Annotated in this window: 19 protein-coding genes; 2 read left to right on the plus strand and 17 right to left on the minus strand. The window is 68.4% G+C overall.

All coding sequences use genetic code 11. From position 1 onward, the window contains the following. Positions 1-2: 2 nt before the first annotated feature. The 6 genes from VHC63_06925 to VHC63_06950 all read right to left on the minus strand — a co-directional run bounded on the left by VHC63_06925 (position 3) and on the right by VHC63_06950 (position 7,927). On the minus strand, positions 3-833 hold the full coding sequence (locus VHC63_06925) for a protein-glutamate O-methyltransferase CheR (protein ID HVV36321.1): 831 nt from the start codon (positions 831-833) through the stop codon (positions 3-5). Then, positions 830-1,903: a chemotaxis-specific protein-glutamate methyltransferase CheB gene (gene cheB, locus VHC63_06930; GenBank protein ID HVV36322.1), complete on the minus strand. Its 1,074-nt coding sequence runs from the start codon at positions 1,901-1,903 to the stop codon at positions 830-832. The genes VHC63_06925 and cheB overlap by 4 nt, the downstream gene beginning before the upstream one ends. A gap of 42 nt (positions 1,904-1,945) precedes the next feature. After that, the gene (locus tag VHC63_06935) at positions 1,946-4,222 is read right to left on the minus strand and encodes a methyl-accepting chemotaxis protein (protein ID HVV36323.1); all 2,277 of its coding nucleotides are present in this window, start codon (positions 4,220-4,222) and stop codon (positions 1,946-1,948) included. Further along, positions 4,219-4,698 carry a chemotaxis protein CheW gene (locus tag VHC63_06940; protein HVV36324.1) on the minus strand — a complete coding sequence of 160 codons (480 nt, stop codon included), beginning with the start codon at positions 4,696-4,698 and terminating at the stop codon, positions 4,219-4,221. Before VHC63_06940 ends, VHC63_06935 begins: the two co-directional genes overlap by 4 nt. Then, a complete protein-coding gene (locus tag VHC63_06945) occupies positions 4,695-6,908 on the minus strand; it encodes a chemotaxis protein CheA (protein HVV36325.1) in 2,214 nt (737 codons plus the stop codon). Before VHC63_06945 ends, VHC63_06940 begins: the two co-directional genes overlap by 4 nt. A 182-nt stretch (positions 6,909-7,090) precedes the next feature. Beyond that, complete coding sequence (locus VHC63_06950; protein HVV36326.1) at positions 7,091-7,927, minus strand: SMP-30/gluconolactonase/LRE family protein; 837 nt, start codon at positions 7,925-7,927, stop codon at positions 7,091-7,093. Positions 7,928-8,191: 264 nt separating this feature from the next. Here VHC63_06950 and VHC63_06955 point away from each other — a divergent pair, with 264 nt between their 5' ends. After that, positions 8,192-8,932, plus strand: coding sequence for an SDR family oxidoreductase (locus VHC63_06955; GenBank protein ID HVV36327.1), 741 nt, complete (start codon positions 8,192-8,194; stop codon positions 8,930-8,932). Between the two features lie 7 nt (positions 8,933-8,939). Here VHC63_06955 and VHC63_06960 read toward each other — a convergent pair whose 3' ends face one another. The 5 genes from VHC63_06960 to eno are packed head-to-tail and all read right to left on the minus strand — an operon-like array spanning position 8,940 to position 13,418. Continuing rightward, positions 8,940-9,842: a Ppx/GppA phosphatase family protein gene (locus tag VHC63_06960; GenBank protein ID HVV36328.1), complete on the minus strand. Its 903-nt coding sequence runs from the start codon at positions 9,840-9,842 to the stop codon at positions 8,940-8,942. Then, positions 9,839-10,291, minus strand: coding sequence for a DUF501 domain-containing protein (locus VHC63_06965; GenBank protein ID HVV36329.1), 453 nt, complete (start codon positions 10,289-10,291; stop codon positions 9,839-9,841). The genes VHC63_06960 and VHC63_06965 overlap by 4 nt, the downstream gene beginning before the upstream one ends. Continuing rightward, complete coding sequence (locus tag VHC63_06970; protein ID HVV36330.1) at positions 10,273-11,709, minus strand: adenylate/guanylate cyclase domain-containing protein; 1,437 nt, start codon at positions 11,707-11,709, stop codon at positions 10,273-10,275. The genes VHC63_06965 and VHC63_06970 overlap by 19 nt, the downstream gene beginning before the upstream one ends. Before the next feature lie 51 nt (positions 11,710-11,760). After that, positions 11,761-12,135 carry a septum formation initiator family protein gene (locus VHC63_06975; protein HVV36331.1) on the minus strand — a complete coding sequence of 125 codons (375 nt, stop codon included), beginning with the start codon at positions 12,133-12,135 and terminating at the stop codon, positions 11,761-11,763. Continuing rightward, positions 12,132-13,418 (minus strand): phosphopyruvate hydratase, encoded by a 1,287-nt coding sequence (gene eno / locus VHC63_06980; GenBank protein ID HVV36332.1) that lies wholly within the window; start codon positions 13,416-13,418, stop codon positions 12,132-12,134. Before eno ends, VHC63_06975 begins: the two co-directional genes overlap by 4 nt. Before the next feature lie 58 nt (positions 13,419-13,476). Between eno and VHC63_06985 the strand changes: the two genes are divergently transcribed. After that, positions 13,477-13,989 (plus strand): GNAT family N-acetyltransferase, encoded by a 513-nt coding sequence (locus tag VHC63_06985; protein HVV36333.1) that lies wholly within the window; start codon positions 13,477-13,479, stop codon positions 13,987-13,989. 91 nt (positions 13,990-14,080) lie between these two features. Here the strand turns inward: VHC63_06985 and mazG are convergent, their stop codons facing one another. Genes mazG through VHC63_07015 form a run of 6 tightly spaced genes read right to left on the minus strand, consistent with a single transcriptional unit; the run spans position 14,081 to position 22,146 of the window. Continuing rightward, complete coding sequence (mazG, locus tag VHC63_06990) at positions 14,081-15,463, minus strand: nucleoside triphosphate pyrophosphohydrolase (GenBank protein ID HVV36334.1); 1,383 nt, start codon at positions 15,461-15,463, stop codon at positions 14,081-14,083. Positions 15,464-15,467: 4 nt separating this feature from the next. Further along, positions 15,468-16,484 (minus strand): peptidylprolyl isomerase, encoded by a 1,017-nt coding sequence (locus tag VHC63_06995; GenBank protein HVV36335.1) that lies wholly within the window; start codon positions 16,482-16,484, stop codon positions 15,468-15,470. Continuing rightward, the gene (mfd, locus tag VHC63_07000) at positions 16,481-19,894 is read right to left on the minus strand and encodes a transcription-repair coupling factor (protein ID HVV36336.1); all 3,414 of its coding nucleotides are present in this window, start codon (positions 19,892-19,894) and stop codon (positions 16,481-16,483) included. The genes VHC63_06995 and mfd overlap by 4 nt, the downstream gene beginning before the upstream one ends. Further along, complete coding sequence (pth, locus tag VHC63_07005) at positions 19,887-20,468, minus strand: aminoacyl-tRNA hydrolase (GenBank protein ID HVV36337.1); 582 nt, start codon at positions 20,466-20,468, stop codon at positions 19,887-19,889. The genes mfd and pth overlap by 8 nt, the downstream gene beginning before the upstream one ends. Before the next feature lie 3 nt (positions 20,469-20,471). Then, positions 20,472-21,152: a 50S ribosomal protein L25 gene (locus tag VHC63_07010; protein HVV36338.1), complete on the minus strand. Its 681-nt coding sequence runs from the start codon at positions 21,150-21,152 to the stop codon at positions 20,472-20,474. Between the two features lie 22 nt (positions 21,153-21,174). After that, complete coding sequence (locus tag VHC63_07015; GenBank protein ID HVV36339.1) at positions 21,175-22,146, minus strand: ribose-phosphate diphosphokinase; 972 nt, start codon at positions 22,144-22,146, stop codon at positions 21,175-21,177. Between the last annotated feature and the right edge of the window lie 62 nt (positions 22,147-22,208).

A 22,208-nucleotide genomic window follows, 5' to 3' on the forward strand; every position in this document is an offset into this window, starting at 1 on the left:
CTTCATGAGCCCTCCACGCAGTACGCCACCGCGTTGCCACAACGCGTGGCGGTGTAACCCTCGGCCAGGCCGACGGTTGTCTCGGATGTGCCAAGGAACAGGTAGCCGCCCTCCGGCAGTCGCTGCCGAATGCGGTCGAGGATGGAACGCCGCACCTCGAGGTCGAAGTAGATCAACACGTTGCGGCAGAACACGATGTCGAAGGTCGGCAACAACGGCCACGCCTCGGCCAGGTTCATACGGTCGAAGCGGCAGCGGTGCCGGATGCGCTCGTCGAGCACGTAGTCGGCGCCTTCACGGGAGAAGTAGCGGGCGAGCATGGGTGCCGGCAGCCCGCGGTTGACCTCGAGCGTGGAGTACCGGCCCGAGCGCGCCTTGGCCAGCACGTCGTTCGACAGGTCCGTGCCGTACAGCTGCACGTTCCACGTCGCCAGTTCGGGAAAGTGGGCGTCGAGCAGCATGGCGATCGAATAGATCTCCTGGCCCGTCGAGGACGCGGCGCTCCAGATGTTGATCGTCTTGGTGCCGTTGGCCTTGTGCTCGATCAGCTTCGGGATGATGTCGGTCTGCAGCGCGTCGAACGGATGCCGGTCACGAAAGAACGACGTCTCGTTGGTCGTCATCGCTTCGACGACTTGCTCGCGCACTCGCGGGTCGGCCGACGGCTTGCGCAGCTGACCGATGAGTTCGGAGACGTCGGCCATCCCGGCGGCGCGGGCGACGGGTGCGAGCCGCGACTCGACGAGATACTCCTTGCCCTCGGCGATCGAGATCGCCGACTGCCGCCGCAGGAAGTCGGCGATGAAGGTGAAGTCCTCAGCGGTGACGCTCATTGGCGCGCCACCTTCCCGGTGATGGTGCGGGCGACCTCGTCGAGCGGCACGGCTCGGCCGAGTCGCTCGCGTACGACGTAGCCCGGCATCCCCCACACGACCGAGGTCGCTTCGTCCTGTGCGATCACCTCTCCTCCTGCTTGTGTGATGTCGCGGGCCCCCAGGAGCCCGTCTTGACCCATGCCCGTCAGCACCACGCCGAGCAGATGCCCGTCGGCGGCGGCGGCGGCGGTACGGAACAACACGTCGACGGCGGGCCGGCACGAGTTCTCCGGCGGGTTCTCCGTCAGTTCGAAACTGAAGCCGCTGGCGCCGTAGCGCACGACCTCGAGATGCTTGCCCCCGGGCGCGATGTAGGCGTGACCCGGGAGCGCCACCTCGCCGTCGACGGCCTCGGTGACGCTGATGTTGCTGAGCCCGTCGAGGCGCTCGGCCAGCATGGCGGTGAACACCGGCGGCATGTGCTGCACGATGACGACGGGTACCCGCAGGTTCTCCGGCAACATCGGCATCACCGTCGCCAGCGCCGCGGGCCCACCGGTCGACACGCCGACGACGACGAGGCGGAGCGGGCCTGTCTTGGGTTTCGGCGGCGGTGCCGGCGCGGCGGGCACCGCGTCGTCGAGTGGGGGTGAGCGCCGGGCGGACGCGGTGCCGATGCGCGTCGACGCCCGGCGCTTGCCCCACAACTTCACCAGTGGGAGCAGGTTCTGGCGAACCATCTCGGCCGCGTCGTCGCGGCTGATCGCTCCCTCCGGTTTGGTGGCGTAGTCGACGGCTCCGAGGGCCAGCGCGTCGAGCGTGGCTTCGGCCCCTCGGGCCGTCAACGTGGAATACATGATCACCGGCACCGTCGGGAAGTCCTTGCGGATCTCCGCCAACGTCTCGAGGCCGGTGAGTCCCGGCATCTCGACGTCGAGGGTGATCACGTCAGGGTTCAGTTCGGCGCAGCGGCGCAACCCGATCCGCCCGTCGGACGCGGTGACGACTTCGATGTCGTCAGCCTCGGCCAGCACGGTGGCCACCGTGCGGCGCACCACGACGGAATCATCTACGACGAGGGCGCGCACGGTCAGACCTTTCTCGTGAGGGGACGGGTGGGAGGACGGGGATTAGTAGCGGAACTGACCGACGAGACGCTTGAGCTCGGTCGCCATCGTCGCCAGAGAACTCGCCGACTGGAGCGACTCCTCGGCCCCACGCTGGGTGGAGGTTGCGGCCTCGGCCACCTCGGCGACGTCCGCCGCGATGCCGTTGGCGCCACCGGCGGCCTCGGTCACGCTGCGGGCGATCTCGTTGGTGGTCGCCGTCTGCTCTTCGACCGCCGAGGCGATCGTGGTCTGGATCTCGTTGATGTTGTCGATGATCGTGCCGATCTCGCCGATCGCGTCGACGGCACCGCGGGTGTCGTTCTGGATCGCTTCGATCTTCTGGCTGATGTCCTCGGTCGCCCGAGCCGTTTCCTTCGCGAGTTCCTTGACCTCGTTGGCGACGACCGCGAACCCCTTGCCGGCTTCACCGGCACGGGCGGCTTCGATCGTGGCGTTGAGGGCGAGCAGGTTGGTCTGCTGCGCGATCGACGTGATCACCTTGATGACCTGGCCGATTTCGGCGCTGGACTCGCCGAGGCTGGCGACCGTGCCCTTGGCGTCGCTCGCCACCTTGACCGCCGTGGTAGCCACGCCCGCCGCACTGTCGGCGTTCTTGGCGATCTCGCGAATGCTGGCCGTCATCTCCTCGGCCGCCGAAGCGACGGTCTGGATGCTGGCCGACACCTGCACCGACGCCGAACTGGCGCTGGCTGCACGGTCCGACGTCTGGGTGGCGCCGCGGCCCATGTTGCCCGACACCGCGGTGAGCTGCTCGGCCGCGGCGGCCAACGCTTCGGCGGTCTCGCCGATGTTGGACATACTCTGGCGCATCGTGTGCAGCAGCGAGCCGAGACCCTCGGCCAGCTGGCCGATGGCGTCGTCGCCGTGGATGTCGAGGTCACGGGTGAGGTCACCGGCGACCGCCGCGTTCACCACGTCGAGCACGAGGTTGACCTTCTCCTGCAGTTCCGCCGCCGCGTTGCGCTTGGCCTCTTCCTGCGAGATGCGGTCGAACGCCGACGACACGAGCCGGCCCACGTTGCGCAGGGCGTCGAGGCGCTGCTGACTCGGGTGCAGCGTCTCCATGGTGAAGAAGTCCATCGTGCCCACGACTTGGCCGGCGACGATGAGCGGGAAGCACACACCCGACTTGACGCCGATCTTCTGCGCCACGGGAGCCCGCGAGCAGTCGGTCATTTCGCCGATGTCCTGCGTGAAGAAAAGGTCGCGGTTCTTCCAGGCGCGACCCGACAGGCCGACGCCTTCCTTGAACGACGCGCGCAGCGTGACGTCCTTGAACTCCTGCGGGACGTCGCCCGACTCGAGCACCCAGCGCAGTTCCTGGTCCTCGTTGACCTTCCAGTACGAGCCGTAGGCCCAGCCGAAGGCGTCGCGCACGTTGTCGAGCGCGATCTTGGCGGCCTCGTCGACGTTGACGGCGCTCGCCATCGCCTCGAGTACGCGGTTGACCGCAGCCGTGTCGTTGGCCGCCTCACGCTGCGCCGCCTCGAGGGCGAGCTTGTCGGTGATGACTTCCCACGTCGCCATGGCGCCGACGTAGTTGCCGTCGCTGTCGTGGATCGGCGACACGAGGAGGTCGAGCGTTTCAGGACCGACGGAGATGTTGGCGCGCCGCGGGAGCTGCTTCTCGTCGCTCAGAATGCCGCGCTGGTAGCTCGGGTTCTTGTGGAAGATGTCGAGGCTCGACCCCACGACCTCGCTCGCCTTCACCGGCAGGTGCTCTTCGAGCCCCGCCAGCGTCTTGAGCGACGCCGGGTTCATGTAGGTGATCGTGAAGTCGCGGTCGGCGAACATCATGTTGGTCGGCGAGTTCTCCATCATGGAGGTGACTCGCGCCACCTGGCGCTCGAGCTCGCGCTTCTCGGTGACGACGTCCCACGTCGCCATGGCGCCGCAGTACTTGCCGTCCTCGTCGTAGATGGCGCACACGTTGAGGTCGAGCGTTTCCGGGCCGAGCTGGATGTCGGCGCGGCGCGGCAGGTACTTGTCGGGATCCGCCAGCAGACCGCGCTGGTAGCTCGGGTCCTTGTGGAAGATGTCGAGGCTGGCGCCCACGACGTGCTCGGGGGCGATCGGCAGGTACTCGGCGACCGAGCGCAAGCCTTCGATCGCCGATTTGTTGACGTAGCGGATCGTCAGGTCTTTGTCGCACAACATCGTGCGCGTCGGCATCTCGTCGAGCACTGAACGGAGCGAAGCGAGATCCTTTCCGCTCTCGAGGTTCGGCGCCTTCGACTTGGCGTGGCCGTTGGTGGATTGCGGGGCGGTGACAGTCACGAGTTTCCTCCGGAAATACGCGTGTGAGTGGAGACGTCGGCAGCGAGGTCCGCGTGCAGGACAAGCAGGATCGCTTCGGGTCGGGGGATGACTCCCACCAGCACGTCACGGACGGCAGGTGGGACGGTGGCGGGTACCGGCATGACCGCCGCACCCTCGGTGTCGATGACGTCGCCGATGTCGTCAACCAAGAGGCTGACGACCTCGTCGCGGCTGCGCACGACGACGTTCATCGGGGTTTCGCCTTCGGGTCGCGGTGCGAGCCCGAGGCGGTGACGCAGGTCGATCGCCGTGACGATCTGCCCACGCAGATTGATAAGACCGGTGATGGCTTCGTGCGCTTGGGGCACGTGCGTCATCTCGTGGAAGCGCAGGACCTCCTGCACGTCGCAGACGTTGACGCCGAAATACTGGCCGTCGGCCCAGAACGTGCAGTACTGGGTGAGCGCTGTCGGGGTGGCCGTCGCTGACGTCATGCCGCCACCGCCGTTGCCATCGCTACGACCGCTTCGAGGTCGACGAGTTCGGTGACACGGTCCTGGACGACCGCCGAACCGAGAACACCCGGCCGGCGCCCCACGTCGTTGGTGACGACGATGGTCTCGACGACGTCGACGACGCGGTCGACCACGATGCCGACCCGCGACGTGCCGTCGTCGTGCACCACCACCGATACGAGGGGGTTTTCCGACGGCGTGACGTGCACACCGATGGCGTCGGCCAGGTGGACGAGGGGCAGGATGCCTTCGCGGTATTGCACGACCTCGTGGGCGCCCGATCGCTCGACGCTGCCTACCGGGAATTCTTCGAGCCGGGACACCTCGGCGAGCGGCAGCGCCGCCCGGCGGTCGTCGCCGACGTCGAGGATCAGCAGCGCCGAGACGTCGGACGCCGCAGCGCGCGACTCTGCGGCCAGTCCGGCGTCTACGGCGTGCACCCCGCTGTGGTGTGCAAGTCCGGCGACGTCGAGGATCAACGAGACGCGCCCGTCGCCCATGATCGTTGCGCCGGCGTAGATGTCGATCGACTTGAGTTGCCGTCCCAGCGGCTTGACCACGATCTCCTGTGTGTCGTGGACGTCGGCGACGGAAAGCCCGAAGCGAATGTCGTCGGACTGCAACACGACGATGGTCTTGGCTTCCCCATCGGCGTCGTCGTCGAAGCCGAGCGCGCCGGCCATTGACACGAGGGGTAGGAGGTGACCGCGCAGTCGCAGCACCGGCGCGCCCGAGATCGTTTCGATGTTCTGTAGGTCCTGGCCCTCCATGCGCACGAGCTCGACAAGGTTCGCCTGCGGAATGGCGTAACGCTCACCCCCCTGTTCGACCACCAGCGCCGGGATGATCGCCAGCGTGAGTGGAATGCGGACGCGCACCGTGGTGCCGAAGCCGGGCCGGCTCGACACGTCGACGGTGCCGCCGATGCGCTCGATATTCGTGCGTACGACGTCCATCCCGACGCCGCGCCCCGACACGTTTGTCACCTGCGCGGCCGTCGAGAAACCGGGCCGGAAGATCAGGTTGAGCATCTCGCGGTTGTCCATGCGGGCCAGCGCGTCCTGGGTGATGTCGCCGCGGCGCACCGCGGCCTGGCCGACGGCGATGGGATCGATGCCCTTGCCGTCGTCGGAGATCTCGACGACGACCTGGCCGCTCTCGTGGAACGCCCGCAGCGACAGCGTCCCTTCCGGCGGCTTGCCGGCGGCGACGCGGTCGTCGGGCATTTCGATGCCGTGGTCGATGGCGTTGCGCACCAGATGCGTCAACGGATCCTTGACCGCTTCGAGCACGGATCGGTCGAGTTCGGTCTCGTGACCCTCGAGGTGAAGCTTGACCTTGCGCTGGAGCTGGGCGCCGAGGTCGCGCACGACGCGGGGCATCTTGGCCCACACGTTTCCGATCGGCTGCATGCGCGTGCGCATCACCGACTCCTGCAGTTCGCTGGCGACGAGGTCGAGGCGCTGCGACGCCCGGATGAGGTCAGTGTCCTCGGTGTCGTCCGCCTGCTGGAGGATCTGGTTGCGGGTGAGTACCAGTTCGCCGACGAGCCGTACGAGTGTGTCGAGCAGGTCGATGTCGACGCGCACGGTGCTGTCGGCCACGCTGCGCCGCCCGTCGTCGATGTCGACGGGTTCGGCGGCCTCCGCCACCGGGACGGGTTCGGGAGTCGGCTCCGAACTCGGCTCGGCTTCGCCGGTCGGGTCGGCCGCGGGCGCCGCGTACGCGGGCTCCGCCTCCGCGGCCTCTCCGACCGCCGATTCGCTCGTCGCATCCGCATCACTGGCGTCACCGGCAAGACATGCGGTGATGGCAGCGATGACCGGTGCGACGTCGATCGTGTCGTCTTCGTCCGTGCTGGTGCGCTCGATCGCCGCCAGCAGCGCCCGCACCTGATCGATCATGTGCAGCAGGGCGTCGGCCGTCGCCGGGGTCATCGAGAGATGCCCGTCGCGCAGCTGCGACAGCAGGCTCTCGCCCACGTGCGTCAACGCCTCGAGGCGACCAAAGGCCAAGAAGCCACTCGCGCCCTTGATCGTGTGAATCGTGCGAAAGATGCTCGACAGCAGCTCACGTGAGCCCGGCTGCTGTTCGAGCGCCACGAGATCCCGATCGAGCTGATCGAGGTTCTCGTACGACTCCACGAGGAACTCTTGAATGATCTCGTCGTCGTCCGACAACTGCGCCACCTCCCGATGTACGGGAAGGCTTTTCGTCCACTTGGGAACCGCAGTTGAGCAATACGCGACCGAGTTGGGAAAGGCTTTATGACCCTGAGAGAAAGAGCACTCCGGCCCTACGCCGTACGCTGGACCCACGGTCGGTCGCGGCCCACGTTGCTGTCCGCCGATCGGCGGAGGCGCAGCAGGACTTAGGGCAACCCAGCCCGGGGCACTTTGACCTCGGTGCAGAAGATGGCACCCGCGGCTTTTCCGTCAACCTGCTCGGGCATCGAACCGGGCGCACACAGTGCGTACAGCGTCGTAGCGTCGGTGCCGCCGAGCATGCAGGCGAACGTGGGCATGGGCGTCACGATCTCGTCGCTGATCTCGCCGCCCTCCTTCACCCGCACCAGTCGCGACCCGAGGGCGTCGGCGAACCAGATTGCGCCTGCGGCGTCGAGGCAACAGCCGTCGGGGAACATGTTCGGCGTCTCAGCCCACACGCGGCGATCGGTGAGGGATCCGTCGTCGGCGATGCTGAACGCGGTGTAGCGCGCCCCCATCGTCTCGCCCACGATCAGCGTCGAACCGTCCGGCGTGATCACCGATCCGTTGGGAAAGCGCAGCTCATCGGCCGCGACCGCCACCGTGCCGTCCGGGGCCACGCGTGCCAGCGCGGCGTGGGCCGGTCGGCCGCCGCCTTCGAGGTCGAAACCGAAGTTGCCGACGTACGCGGTGCCGTCGGCCGCCACCACCATGTCGTTGCAGTAGGCGGTGGCGATGCCCGAGAGGTCGGCGTGCTCGGTGAACTCGCCGTCGACGACGCGCCACACCTGTCGCTGGGTCATGGCGACGACCAGCAGCGAACCGTCGGGCATCCAGCCCAGGCCCGACGGGCGGTCGGGCAGGCCGGCGTGGACGGCGCGGCGCGTGCCCTCGGGCGTGACCGCGTAAATCGTCCGTTGGTAGAAGTCGGAATACCACAGCTCGCCGTCGTGCCAGCGCGGGCCCTCGCCGAAATCCACACCGTCCACCAGCAGATCCATGCCCGCACCTTAAGTTCCCAAAAAGTTGGGAGTTGGTTGATCCTGCTGTGGCCCGCGGTGCCGAAGAATGGGCGTGGTCATCGGTACAAATTCGCGGCGGCTGGTCATCGTCGCTGTGACAGCGCTCGTCGCCGCCGGCGCTTCGGCCAGCCCGGCGGCGGCGGCGTGCCGTGCTGGGTGACACGACTCCTCGCCCGGGAGGGACCCGACTTCCCAAGTAACTGCTCTCCCTGGTGACCAGTTCCATCGGCCTAACTTGGGCCGATGGAACTGGGTCTCGCCGATCGCGCCGCCATCGTCACCGCGGCGTCGCGCGGTCTGGGCCGCGGTAGCGCGCTCGCGCTCGCGGCCGCTGGCTGCCACCTCGTCCTCAACGCCCGCGACGCGAACGCGTTGGCGCGCACGGCGGCCGAGTGCCGCGAGCACGGCGTCGACGTGCACGAAGTTGCCGCCGACGCCACCGCCGCCGCCACCCCGGCCATGTTGGTGTCCCGTTGCCTGGACGCGTTCGGCCGCGTGGACATCGCGGTCGCCAACGCCGGCGGTCCCCCGCCGGGCAAGGCGCTCGACGTCGACGACGACATGATCCGCGCCGCCGTCGAGCACAACCTGATCGCGTCGGCGCGTCTCGTGCGCGCCTGCGTGCCGCCGATGACGGCGAACGGCTTCGGGCGCATCGTGTGCATCACGTCGATCTCGGTGAAACAGCCCATCAGTGGGCTGTCGCTGTCGAACACGGCGCGCACCGGGCTGTACGCCTGGTGCAAGACCGCCGCGACCGACCTCGCCGCTGACCCGTCGACGCGCAACATCACGATCAACCTCGCCTGCCCCGGCCTGCACGACACCGACCGCGTGCGCCAGCTCTACGGCGACAACGCGCCCGACAACATCGGCGACCCCGAGGACTTCGGCCGCGTCGTCGCCTTCCTGTGCTCGACCTCCGCTCGCTTCATCACCGGCCAAGCCGTCCTCGTCGACGGCGGCGCCACCCTGGGCCTGTAGGCAGGTCCTACAGCAGGGAGGCGGCGAGGCCGTCGAGGATGTCGGCGTCGCTGACGAGGCACTCCTTGAAGCCGAACACGCGCATGACGCACACGAGGATGATGCAGCCGCCCACGATGACGTCGGCGCGGCCGGGGTCGAGACCCGGATTGAACTTGCGGTCGGCGACCGTCTCGGTGGCGAGCGTACGGAAGACGTCTTCGGCCGCCGCCTTCGTCAGCACGAAGTGGTGGATGCGATCGCGGTCGTATTCCTTGAGGCCCTGCTCGACGGCGGCGACGGTCGTGATCGTGCCGGCGAGGCCGACGAGGGTGCGCCCGGCGTCGAGGGTCGGCAGCTGCATGCGCAGGTCCTCGAGTTGATCGCGCACGTCGCCGACGGCGTTGGACAACTCCTCCGGCGCCGGCGGGTCGCCATGGAGGTACTGCTCGGTCAACCGGACCGAGCCGATGTCGAGTGAACGGAATGCCTCGGGCGCGGTGGTACCGAGGATCAACTCGGTCGAACCGCCGCCGATGTCGAGCACGAGAAATGGTCCCTCGCGTGGATCGAGGTCGGCGGTGGCGCCGCCGAAACTGGTGCGCGCCTCGTCGTCGCCGCTCAAAAGTTCGGGGCGCGTCCCGACGACGCGCGCCGCGGCATCGAAGAACTCGTCGCGGTTGGTGGCGTCGCGCGCCGCCGAAGTCGCGGCGATGCGGACCTTGTCGACGCCGTGCTGGTCCATCACGCCGCGGAATTCCGCCAGCACGTCGACGGTCCGGCCGATCGCCTCGGGCGCCAGCGTGCGGGAGCGGTCGACGCCCTGGCCGAGCCGCGTTATGCGCATCAGGCGTGCCAGCGTGCGGGTGCCGTCGGTCACCAGCAGGCGCGTCGAGTTCGTGCCGCAGTCGATGGCGGCGACCACGCTCACAGGTGCGCTTCGATCCACGCGCCGACAGGATCCTCACCGCACACGAGGTAGTAGGCGTAGTGCGCGTGCAAGCACTTCACGCCTTTACGCGTCCCGCCGACGCCGCCTGATGGCCGCGGCCCCGTGTACGCGGGGTCGATGAGCGCGTCGCGTTCGCGGGCGTAGGCGGCGTGCGCGCGCTCGAGTGCGCCGATGTCGACTTCGGCCTCGGCTTGGCGCACCCCGCCGCGGCTTTCGAGCTGGCTCACCTTGCGGGACTCGGCAGCGCCGACCAACCAGTACAGCGTGGGCATCGGCGTTCCGTCGTACAGCAGCGGTGCGTTGCGGATGACGACGGGGGCGCCGGCCGCGTCGCGCACCACCACTTCGTAGTCACCCGCCGGTTCGCGGCCGAGCAACTCGGCCACGGTGTCGTCGTGGCGGTCGGCGGTCACCACGCGACTTGGCACACGCGCTGCGGCTCGCTGATCCCCTTCAAGGCGAGTTGCTGCTCGGGCAAGAACTTGAACTCGCCCGACGACGCCACGAGGTCGCGCACGACGGAGGTCACGAGCACCTCTCCGCCGCTGGCGGTGTCGGCGAGCCGCGCGGCGATGTTGACCGCGGTGCCGAGGAAGTCGTCGCCGTCAGGCACGGCTTCCCCCGAGTTGATCCCGATGTTGATGCTGAAGGGCGCTTCGGGGTGGCGCTCCGAGAAGTCCTTCATCGCCTCTTGGATCGCCAACGCGCAGCGCACGCCCTTTGCGGCAGAAGTGAAGGCGAGCATGAACCCGTCGCCGCGGAACTTGACCTCGTAGCCGCCGCACTCCGCCACTTGGGCGCGCACGATGTCGTTGTGCTCCTTCACCAGTACCGAGGCGTCGCCGTCACCCAAGCGCTCGATCATCTCGGTCGAGCTTTCGATGTCGGTGAACACGATCGTGACGGTGCCTTCGGGGCGCCCGTTGCGCTTGAGGCGGCGCCGCACCGCGCCGGCGTCGTCCTCGTTCGTGACGAAGCGATCGGGTCGCGCCGGCCGGGTTGGGCGCGCCGGACGGCCCGGTGGCGTCCCCATGGACTCCATGCTGTCCTGGATCGTCGTACGGATGATGTCGTGTACTTCGCGGCGCACCTGTTGGCCGACGCTGCGCGCCTCTCGGCTGCGATCGAGACGTCGGCGCTCGCGGTCGAGTTGGCGCTCGCGTGACTCGAGACGGCGCTGATCGCGGCGTTCCTTTTCCAGTGCCCGTTTGGCGGCGCGGGCGGCGCGCAACACTGCCGCGGGCTTCTTCGACTTCACGTCGACGCCGCCCATCAGGCAGAAGGCGGTGACGCGCACGCGCGGCGCGCCCGGAATGAGGGGCACGGGCGCGAGGCGGGCGTCCTTTCCACCCATGATGGCGAGGCCGCCGAGGTCGACGTCGATGCCCTCGGGCACGATGATGCTGATACCGCCCATGATCGCCACCGCGGTGATGTGCAGCTCGGGCGAGTCGAATTCGGCTTCGCGCAGGTCGATGTCGACGCCACCCATGATGGCGATGGCGTTCAGCTGATCACCGACGCGCCAGCGGCCCTCCTTGTGCGAGCCACTCATGATCGCCGGCATCCAGCGACGGATCTTGCGCCGTGTGGCCTGGCCGACGATCTGCGGCTCCGTCGTCGGCGACGCCAGGTCCGGCAGGTCGGCGACGATGGCGTCGAGCTCCATCGACGTCGACGCCGCCCACACGTCGCCGGCGCGCTTGGCGAAGTCGTCGAGGGTCAGCGCGCCCGCGCCGCAGTGCTTGCGCAGTTCGTCGATGACCTTCTCGCGCTGATCGTCGCTGACCGCCGGGAGCGGCCGCGACGGCTTGCGCTGCGCCGGGAGATTCGGTTCGTCGCTCATCCCAGCGCTCAGTCTGCCTCAGTCAGCGCCGGCGCGGGTGATGAACATTCATCAGTCCCAGAACGACAGGCGGTCCCGCAGGCGCACCAGGAAACTGCGCTTCGTGTCGTGGGTGGCGGGTGCGAGCGCCGGCCGGGGCGCCTTCGGCGCGTCGCCCGCCGGCGGCAGCACGGCGTAGGCATCCTCACCCGGTTTCACCAGGTTGTGCTGCTCGCGGGCGAGGCGCTCGATGGCGGCGTCGCTGTCGAGTTCGTTGACACGTTTCTTGAGCGCGGCGTTGGTCTGGTCGAGCACGCGCACCTGGTGCTGGGCGTTCGCGATGTCCTTGCGCTGCCCAAGCCACAGGCGCGTCGGGAACACCGCCACCGCCAGGAAGGCGACGACGAGGGTGCTGCCGACGAACGCGATCGCGAGACGGGTTCTCACGCCGAGGCGCCACCCCGGAACGCGGCGCGGCCGAGGTACCGCGCCGCGTCGCCCAGGTCGTCTTCGATACGCAGCAACTGGTTGTACTTGGCGACGCGGTCCGATCGCGCCGGTGCGCCCGTCTTGATCTGGCCGCAGTTGGTGGCCACGGCGAGGTCGGCGATCGTGGTGTCTTCGGTCTCGCCCGAGCGGTGGCTCATGACCGATGCGTAGGCGTTGCTCGTCGCGAGGCCGACGGCGTCGAGCGTCTCGGTCAGCGTGCCGATTTGGTTGACCTTCACGAGGATGGCGTTGGCGACTCCCTCGGTAATGCCCTGCTGCAGGCGGCGCGGGTTGGTGACGAACAGGTCGTCGCCCACGAGCTGGATGCGCGAGCCCAGCGCCTTGGTGAGCGTGGCCCAGCCCGACCAGTCGTCCTCGGCCATGCCGTCCTCGATCGAGATGATCGGGTACTTGTCGCACAGGCCGACGAAGTAGTTGGCGAGGTCGTCGCTCGTGAGCGTGCGGTTCTCCGACGCGAACGTGTAGGTGCCCTCCGCGTACAGCTCGGTGGTGGCGGGGTCGAGCGTGATGGCGATGTCGTCGCCGGGCGTGCGACCCGCCTGTTCGATCGCCTCGACGAGCAGCTTGAGCGCGTCTTCGTTCGACGCCAGGTCGGGGGCGAAGCCGCCTTCGTCGCCGACAGCCGTCGACAGGCCCCGGCTGTGCAGAATCGCCTTCAGCGCGTGATACGTCTCGGCGCCCCACTGCAGCGCTTCGGCGAAGCTCGCCGCGCCGACGGGGGCGATCATGAACTCCTGGAGGTCAACGCTGTTGTCGGCGTGGGCCCCACCGTTGAGCACGTTCATCATCGGCACCGGCAGCACGTGGGCGTTGGTGCCGCCCACGTAGCGGTACAGCGGCAGTTCGAGTTCCATGGCGCTCGCCTTGGCGACGGCCAGCGACACGCCGAGCGCGGCGTTGGCGCCGATGCGGCCGAGGTTGTCGGTGCCGTCGAGGTCGAGCAGGGCGCGGTCGACGCCGCGCTGGTCGAGCGACTCCATCCCGACGATTGCGTCGCGGATCTCGGTCTTCACCGAGTCGACGGCGCCGAGCACACCCTTGCCGCCGTAGCGCGCTCCCCCGTCGCGACGTTCGACCGCCTCGTGGGCGCCGGTCGACGCGCCCGACGGCACGATGGCGCGACCGTTGGCGCCCGAGTCGAGGAAGACCTCGACTTCGACGGTGGGATTGCCGCGCGAGTCCAAGACTTCGCGCCCGTTGACGTGCTCGATCGCCGACATGGTGCGCCAAGGTTACTAACGAGGTCCAAGCATTCCGCGACAGCGCGAAACTGGGGCGGTGGAGGACGTCGAAGGTCTGCGAGGGCGCATCGCCGACGGGACGGCCACGATCACGATCGACGAGTTGCGCGTCGAGGATCTCGACGACATCGGGTGGTCCGGGAGTCCCACTCGCCTGCGAAACGTGGCCGAACAATTGGCACGGATGCCCTCCGGCGATGTCGAGTACTTCGTGCTGCGCGCCGATGGCACGAGCATCGCCAAGGCCGGCGTCGACTACACCAAAGAGCGGGGCGCGGCGACGATCTGGCAAGTCGCCACTCGATTCGAATTCGAAGGTCTCGGTCTCGCGACGCGGCTGTTCGAACACGCGGAGACGCGCGCACAGGCGCGCGGCCTGAGCCGGCTCCGTCTCGGTGTGGAAGTCGAGAACGATCGCGCTCGCAGCCTGTACGAGCATCTCGGCTTCGTCCCGATCGGCGAGTCGATCGACGAGTGGGAGGCCGAGACGCTCGACGGCGCCGCGTGCCTTTACCGCGCCATCTGCATCGAAATGGCGAAGGACTTGTGAGTTCGCCGCCACTTTTTGGCGGCCATACCGAGACGATGACAGCAAATGGCGGCCAATTGGCGACACCAAACCTGGGCGTGCTCCCCGCCGGCTAGGCGTCGCGGCGTTTGGCTTCTTGCCAGAGGTCTTCGGAGGTCGGCACGCCGCGATCGTCGGCGATGGCTTTCATAGCGGCGTAGCGGCGGAGGAATTTTGCCGACGCGGCGCGTAGTGCGGATTCAGGATCGGGTACGCCGGCGTGACGGGCGACGTGCACCGCGCAGAACAACAGGTCGCCGATCTCGTCGGTGACCTCGGGCGATCCGGGCCCACTCGCCGCCAGCGCGTCGCGGATCTCGGCGATCTCCTCGGCGAGTTTCTCGAGCGGTCCCTCGACGTCGGGCCAGTCGAAGTCGGCGGCGACGGCGCGCCGGCCGATCTGCGCCGCGTGCGTCAGCGCCGGCTGCGCGCCGTCGACGCCAGCGAACGGATCGCCGCCGGCGTCGCCGCGTTCCTCGGCCTTCACCTGAGCCCACATCACTTCGACTTCTTCGGGCGTGGTCGCGACGACGTCGCCGAACACGTGCCGGTGGCGACGGATCAACTTCTCGCGGATCCCGCGAGCCACGTCGGCGAGGGTGAAGTCGCCCGCCTCCTCAGCTATCGCCGCGTGCAGTACGACTTGGAACAGCACGTCGCCCAGTTCGCCTTCGATAGCGTCGACGTCACCGGACGCGATCGCCTCGACGGCTTCGTACGCCTCCTCGAGCATGAAGCGGGTCAGCGACTCGTGCGTCTGCTCGGCGTCCCATGGGCAGCGCTCGCGCAACACCCGCACGAGGTCGGCGAACAGCGCGAGTTCGTCGGCGGGCAGCACCGCCCACAGCGACGTGAGGTGGTCGGGCACGACGACGCGGTCGAGGTCGTCCCACGCCACCGTACGCACCGACTCGTCGGGCAAGCCGAGGCGCTGGAGCACGACGACGTCGGGCCCCTCGTCGAGCGACACCTTGATGTCGGACAGCACGTGGAGCGAGTCGCACTGCGCGATCAGCGTCGGGCCGCCGGCGCCGACGCGAAAGTCGTGCCCGTTGATCAGGCGCACCTCGTCGGCCAGCGGGTCGACACCGAGGCGCTCCCACGCCAGGTCGAGGAACGACAGCGCCGGGTGGATGACGACGTCGACGTCGGCACGCGCCCGCAACAGTTCCACCGTCCGCTCGGCGATCAGCGGCGAACCGGGCACGACGTACAGCGCTTCTCCCTCGCCGAGCGCGGCGTCGACGACGCGCGCCACGATGGCGGCGTAAACGTCGTCGATTGCCTCCGCACTCTCGTACAGGTCGTCGCAGTACACGACGTCGTCGGGCAGCACGTCGGCCGCCGGGTGACGCCGCGTGCGCACGATCGTGGGCCGTGCCGCGACGGCGTCGAGCAGACCAGACGGGATCAGCGCGGCGTCGGCGGGCCCGAGGCCCCACACGTCGACGCGCACGGGGTTAGCCGTTCGAGCTGGCGGCGTCGGGCGTCTTCGGCGGCACGACCTGGCCGGCGGTGCCCGTCTTGTCGTAGGTGCCGTAGCGCGGGTTCACTTCGACCCTCGCCGTCTTGGACGCGGTGCTGAGGAACTCGTTGAACGGGCCCTGCTGGCTGTCGGTGATGGCCGCCTTGACCTGATCCTTCACCTCGTCGAAGGGCTTGGCCGGATCCCGGCTGTCGACGCGGATGATGTGGTAGCCGAACTGGCTCTTGACCGGCTGACCGATGACGCCGATCCTCTGCGTGCGCACCGCGTTTTTGAACTCAGGCACGTAGTTCGACGGCGCGGCGCAGCCGAGGTCGCCGTTGTTGGCGGCCGAGCCGGTGTCCTTCGACTTCGACTTGGCCAGCTGCTCGAAGGTGGCGTTCTTGTCCTTGGCCGAGGCGATCTGCTTCTCGATAGCGTCGGCCTGCGCTTTGGTGTCGACGAGAATGTGGTGGGCGCACACGTTCTCGAACGTGTCGAGATGCGACGCGTAGTACGCCCGCAGGTTCTTGTCGCTCGTGTTGGCCATGTTGTTCTGGAGCACGAGCACCTCGGCGTTCGTGTGCACGAGTTCGTTCTGGTAGCTCTTGGGGAACTTGGCGAAGGTGGCGGCGTCGCCCACTGACGACACGACTTCCTGGCGCGCCAGGTCCTCGTCGTGCGACGAGACGTGGAGGTGACGGCGGTTGAATTCCTGATGGACGATCTCGAAATAGATGCGCCGGGTGAGGATGCGGGCGACGAAGGACTGGCTCACGGTGCTGTCGCCCGTCCCGCTGACCTGCAACTGGCCCTGGCTGCTCTGCTCGATCGCTTGTACGTACGTCTTGTTGCCCTGGATGGCGTTGATCTCGTTGTCCAGGCCGTCCTTGGACACGATGATCCCGTTGACCTTGGCGGCGTAGGGCTCGGCGGACTTGCAGGCAGCGGCGCCCGTCGATGCGACCAGGACGGCGCTGCACGCGGCGAACAGACGAAGAGGTTTTCTCACGGTGCCGCCGAGCCTACCGAAGCCCCCTCGGTGAGAGGAATCAACTCGTCGAGCAGGTCGAGCAGGAACTGGGTCGAGTCCGTCTTGGGCGGCACCGGCACGACGAGCTGGCGCAGGTCGGCCTTGTGCACCGCCTTGGGGTACAGCCGCTGGAGCCGCACCTGCTTGCTCGCCGGCAGGTCGACCGGGCTGATGCGGGCGACGCTCTTGGCGACGGTCAGCTCGCGGATGCCGCGCCGCGCGCACGCGCCGCGGAGGCGTCCGATGGCCAGCAGCGCTTCGGCCGGCTTGGGCGGCGGGCCGTAGCGGTCGTTCCATTCCGTCGCGATGTCGTCGACGTCGCCCGGCGTCTTGACCTCGGCGAGGCGGCGGTAGGCCTCGAGCCGCAGGTCTTCGCGGGCGACGTAGTCACGCGGCAGGTGGGCGTTGGCGTCGAGGTCGAGCTTGATCTCGGCGGGCTCGCGGATCTCCTCGCCCTTCAGTTCGGCAACTGCCTCCGTGACCATCTGCATGTAGAGGTCGTAACCGACGGCCGCGATGTGGCCTGACTGGTTCTCGCCCAGCAGGTTGCCCACGCCGCGGATCTCGAGGTCGCGCATGGCGATCTTGAAGCCCGAACCCAATTCGGTGTGCTCGCCAATGGTGCGCAGCCGTTCGTAGGCCGTCTCGCTCAGCGCGCGATCGGCGGGGAAGAACAGGTAGGCGTAGGCCCGCAGCCCGCTGCGCCCGACGCGGCCGCGGATCTGGTGCAGCTGGCCGAGGCCGAGCATGTCGGCGCGGTCGACCACCAGCGTGTTCACCTGGGGCATGTCGATGCCCGACTCGATGATCGTCGTACACACAAGCACGTCGAACTCACCGTTGACGAAGTCGATGACGACCTTTTCCAGCGAGCCTTCGTCCATCTGCCCGTGGGCGATGGCGACGCGGGCCTCGGGCACGAGCTGGCGCAGGTCGCGCGCCTTGGCTTCGATGTCGGCGACGCGGTTGTGCACGTAGAAGACCTGGCCCTCACGCAGCAACTCGCGCCGGATCGCTTCGGACACGGCCCGCTCGTCGTACTCGCCGACGTAGGTGAGGATCGGCTGCCGATCGGCGGGCGGCGTCAGCAGGATCGACAGGTCGCGGATGCCGGTGAGGCTCATCTCGAGCGTGCGCGGGATCGGCGTGGCCGACAGGGTCAGCACGTCGACGTCGTACTTGAGCTTCTTGATCGCTTCCTTGTGCTGCACGCCGAAGCGCTGCTCCTCGTCGACGATGAGCAGGCCGAGGTTCTTGAATGCGATGTCGCCGCTGAGCAGCCGGTGCGTGCCGATCACGATGTCGACGTCGCCGTCGCGCACGCCGTCGGCCACCTTCTTCGCCTGACCCGGGGTCAAGAAGCGCGACAGCGTCTCGACCCGCACCGGGTAGCCGGCGAGGCGCTGCGTGAAGGTCTGGCCGTGCTGCTGAGCCAGCAGCGTCGTGGGCACCAGCACGGCCACCTGCTTGCCGTCCTGCACCGCTTTGAAGGCGGCGCGTAACGCCACCTCGGTCTTGCCGAAGCCGACGTCGCCGCACAGCAGGCGGTCCATCGGCTTGTCCGACTCCATGTCGGCCTTGACCGCTTCGATGGCGGTCAGCTGATCCGGCGTCTCGATGTAGCCGAACCCTTCCTCGAACTCGCGCTGCCACGTCGAGTCCTCCGGGAATGCGTGGCCCGCCGAGGTAATGCGGCGCTGGTACAGCACGACGAGTTCCTGGGCGATCTCGCGCACCGCCGCTTTGACCCGCGCCTTGGTCTTGGCGAAGTCCGAGCCGCCCATACGCGACAGCGTCGGGGTCTCGCCGCCCGAGTACGGCCGCAGCGTGTCGATCTGGTCCGACGGGACGTAGAGCTTGTCGTCGCCGCGGTATTCGAGCAGCAGGTAGTCGCGCTCGACGCCGCCGATGGTGCGCGTGACCATGCCGGCGTAGCGGGCCACGCCGTGGTGGTGGTGCACGACGAAGCTGCCCGGCGCCATGTCGTCGAAGAAGCCGGTGGTGGCGCGCGTTGGGCGAGCACGGGCCGTGCGGTGGGCGCGCCGGCGGCCGGTGATGTCGGGCTCGGCCAGCAGCGCCAGCTTGGAGGCCGGCAGGATCACGCCACGGTCAAGCGAGGTGATCACCACTTCGGGGGCCACAAAGCCTTCGTCGCGCAGGTTCGCCGCGATACGCGTCGCCGAGCCCTCGCCGTCGGCGGCCACGACGATGCGGAACCCGTCCTTGGTCAACTGCTTGAGGCGCTCGACCAGCCGCGCCGGGTCGCCGACCACCGGGTCCCACACGTTGGCCTCGACGTGGGGCGTATCGGGATTGTCGGCCGCGGTCGTGATCGACCATACCGGCGCCTTGGTGTGCGCCAGGAGCCGTTCGAAGTCCACGTGCAACGCGGGGAAGGCCTCGCCTTCCGGGACGTTCCACGTGCGCGCCAGCGATTCGGCCAGGCTCGCCTCCTCGGCGAGGAGGTCGGCGGCGCGGTCGCGCATGCGTCGCGGGTCGAACAGGAGCACCAGCGCGTCAGCCGGCAGCAGGTCGGCGATCACGTGCTCGCTCGTGGTGAGCCACGGCAGCCACGACTCCATGCCGTCGAAGGTGTGGCCGTCAGCCAACCGCTCCCACTGGTCGACGGCCCACGGCGCGCTCGTCATCAACGCCGCGGCCTGCGCCCGCACGTCTTCGGTCGGCAGCACCTCGCGGCAACCGAACACCTCGACGCACTCGAGATCGCTGACCGACCGCTGGTCCGACACGGCGAAGCTCGTCAGGCGGTCGATCTCGTCGCCCCACAGGTCGACGCGCACCGGCGTGTCCATGGTCGAGGGGAACACGTCGACGATCGAGCCGCGCACCGCCAACTCGCCGCGGTGCTCCACCTGGTACTCGCGGCGGTAGCCGAGGGCGACGAGCTGCTCGACGAGTTCGTCGCGGTCGACGGTGTCGCCCTTGGTCAAGATGACGGGGTCCACGTCTTCGACGTGGGGGCCGAGGCGCTGCACCAGGGCGCGCACGGGTGCCACCACGGCGCGGGGCGCACGTTCGGGGGCGCGCAGATGCCACATGGTGCGCAGCCGCCGGCCCATCGTCTCGACGTTGGGGCTGACGCGCTCGAACGGCAGCGTCTCCCACGCGGGGAAGGTGTCGACGTTCTCGTCGCCCAGGAAGGCGCGCAGGTCATGCGCGATGTGGGCGGCGTCGTTGGCCGTGGGCGTCGCCACCAGGATTGGGTGACGTTCCGACAGCGACGCCACCGCCGCGACGAACAGCGGGCGCGCCGCTTCGGGCACGGCGACGTGCGCCGCGCCCGTCCCGAGCAACGACGCAAAGGCCGGCTCGGCGCGCAAGAGCGGTGGGAGCTGCGCCAACGGCGCAACGCCCACTGAGTTACTCACTCTTGGTGTTATAGACGTTCATCGCGGGGCCGATTCCCCGGGTGATGATCGTCTCGACGGCGTCGGCGGCTTCTTCGATGGTGACGCCGAGCAGTTCGGCTTCCTTCTTCGTCGGCCGGTTGAGGACGTGATTGGCGCCGTGGGCCTTGCCCGGCGGCTTGCCGATACCGATGCGGACCCGCAGGAAGGCGTCGGTCTTGAGGTGCGCCTTGATCGAGCGCAGCCCGTTGTTGCCCGCCAGACCCCCGCCTTCCTTCAGCTTGATGCGACCGACTTCGATGTCGAGCTCGTCGTGCACGATCACGACGTGGTCGACGGCGACGTCGTGGTACGCGGCGAGCGACTGCACCGCGATGCCGCTGTCGTTCATGTAGGTCTGCGGGAACGCCAGCACGACGCGGTCCTCGCCCATGCGGATCGACGCGGTGAGCGAGCGGTGCTTGTTGTCGCGCTTGAGCTTCTCGTGGTGGCGCTGCGCCAGCAGCGCGACGGCGTCCGCGCCGGCGTTGTGGCGCGTCCGTTCGTAGTCCTTGCCGGGATTGCCGAGACCGACGACCAACCAGGTGGCCGCCACGGATTACTCCCCTTCGGAAGCTTCGGCGGGCGCTTCGGCCTCGCCGCTCTCGCCCTCGCCCTCGGCCGCAGCCTCGCCGCCTTCGGCCGCGCCGGCTTCAGCCTCGGCGCCTTCCTCGCCCGCCTCGACCTGCGCGGCCAGCGCGGCGACGATCACCGTGTCGGGATCGAGATCGCAGGTGACGCCCGCCGGCAGCTTGAGGTCGCTCAAGCGGATGGCGTTGCCGATGGTGAGGTCGGTGATGTCGACTTCGATCAGCGCCGGGATGCTCCGCGGGATGGCCGAGATCGTGAGAGCCATGATCTCGAGCTGGACGCTGCCGCCCTGGACCGCGACCTCGTGCGCTTCGCCCGTCATCTCCACCGGCACGTCGGCCGTGATCGGCTGGTCGAGGCGCACGATCTGAAAGTCGACGTGCTGAAGGGTGCCGCGCACCGGGTGGCGCTGGAGCTCACGGGCCAGCGCGGCGTGATGCTCGCCGGCGACGTCGAGGTCGAGCACGGCGTTCAGGCCGTGGTCGCCCGACAGGGCGTTGCGCAACTCACGGGCGTCGACGTCGACGGCGACCGGATCGTGACCCGTGCCGTACAGCACGCCGGGGATGCGACCTTCCTTGCGGATTCGGCCGGCACGCGCCGACCCAAGATCAGTGCGAACAGCAAGTGCGAGACGGGTGTCAGCCATAGGGCGGAAGATTTTAGCGGAGCTAGCTTTGATTCTCCCCACCGAAGATCTCCGAGACGGATTGATCTTCGAAAACCGCCGAAATCACCTCGGCGATCAGGGGCGCCACCGACAGCTGTTCGATGATCGGCAGCTGGCGTTCGGGCGGCAGCGGGATGGTGTTGGTGCCCACCACCCGGGCGATCGACGAGTTCTTGAGCCGCTCGGTCGCCGGGTCGGACAGGATCAGATGGGTGGCGGCCACCCATACTTCGGTGGCGCCGCGCTTGGAGAGCAGTTCGGCCGCCGCGGTGATGGTGCCGGCGGTGTCGATCATGTCGTCGATGAGCACGCAGCAGCGACCGTCGACCTCGCCGACCATGTCGATGGCTTCGACGGCGCCGTCGCCCTTGGTGTCGCGCCGCTTCTGCACGAACACCAGATCGGCGCCGAGGTGGCGGGCGTAGCGGTCGGCCAGCTTCACGCCGCCGGCGTCGGGGGCGCAGACGACGACGTCGCCCGGCGCGTTGTTGCGGATGTAGTCGAGCAGCACCGGCATGGCGACCAGGTGGTCGAAGGGCCCGTCGAAGAAGCCCTGGATCTGGCCCGAGTGCAGGTCGATCGTCATGATGCGGTCGGCACCGGCGACGGTGAGCATGTCGGCAACGAGCTTGGCCGTAATCGGTTCGCGGCCCGCCGCCTTGCGGTCCTGGCGGGCGTAGCCGTAGTACGGCAACACCGCGGTGATGCGCTTGGCGGAGGCCCGCTTGGCGGCGTCGAGCAGGATCATGTTCTCCATGATCGAGGCGTTGATCTCACCGCAGTGGCTCTGGATGATGAAGACGTCGGACCCGCGAATGTTCTCGGTGAACTGACACTTGATCTCGCCGTTGGGGAACGTCTTGAGGTTGGCGCTGCCCAGCGGCACCCCGAGGCAGTCGGCGATTTCTTCGGCCAGCGCGGTATGCGAGCGTCCGGAGAAGATCTTCAGTTTCTTGACCGGATTCAGTTCCATGGCGTGCCGCCATCTTCGCGCGTGGCGCGCGACGCGCGCGCGGACATTCCGCGACGCGACGC

This window comes from Acidimicrobiales bacterium, from assembly GCA_035546775.1.
In the GTDB taxonomy this organism is placed as follows: Bacteria; Actinomycetota; Acidimicrobiia; order Acidimicrobiales; family JACCXE01; genus JACCXE01.

Excerpts from the sequence above, each read along its gene's own strand:
- VHC63_06925 (HVV36321.1), bottom strand. The coding sequence starts at position 833 with ATGAGCGTCACCGCTGAGGACTTCACCTTCATCGCCGACTTCCTGCGG.
- VHC63_06940 (HVV36324.1), bottom strand. The coding sequence starts at position 4,698 with ATGACGTCAGCGACGGCCACCCCGACAGCGCTCACCCAGTACTGCACG.
- VHC63_06950 (HVV36326.1), bottom strand. The coding sequence starts at position 7,927 with ATGGATCTGCTGGTGGACGGTGTGGATTTCGGCGAGGGCCCGCGCTGG.
- VHC63_06955 (HVV36327.1), top strand. The coding sequence starts at position 8,192 with ATGGAACTGGGTCTCGCCGATCGCGCCGCCATCGTCACCGCGGCGTCG.
- VHC63_06970 (HVV36330.1), bottom strand. The coding sequence starts at position 11,709 with ATGAGCGACGAACCGAATCTCCCGGCGCAGCGCAAGCCGTCGCGGCCG.
- eno (HVV36332.1), bottom strand. The coding sequence starts at position 13,418 with ATGTCGGCGATCGAGCACGTCAACGGGCGCGAAGTCTTGGACTCGCGC.
- VHC63_07010 (HVV36338.1), bottom strand. The coding sequence starts at position 21,152 with ATGGCTGACACCCGTCTCGCACTTGCTGTTCGCACTGATCTTGGGTCG.
- VHC63_07015 (HVV36339.1), bottom strand. The coding sequence starts at position 22,146 with ATGGAACTGAATCCGGTCAAGAAACTGAAGATCTTCTCCGGACGCTCG.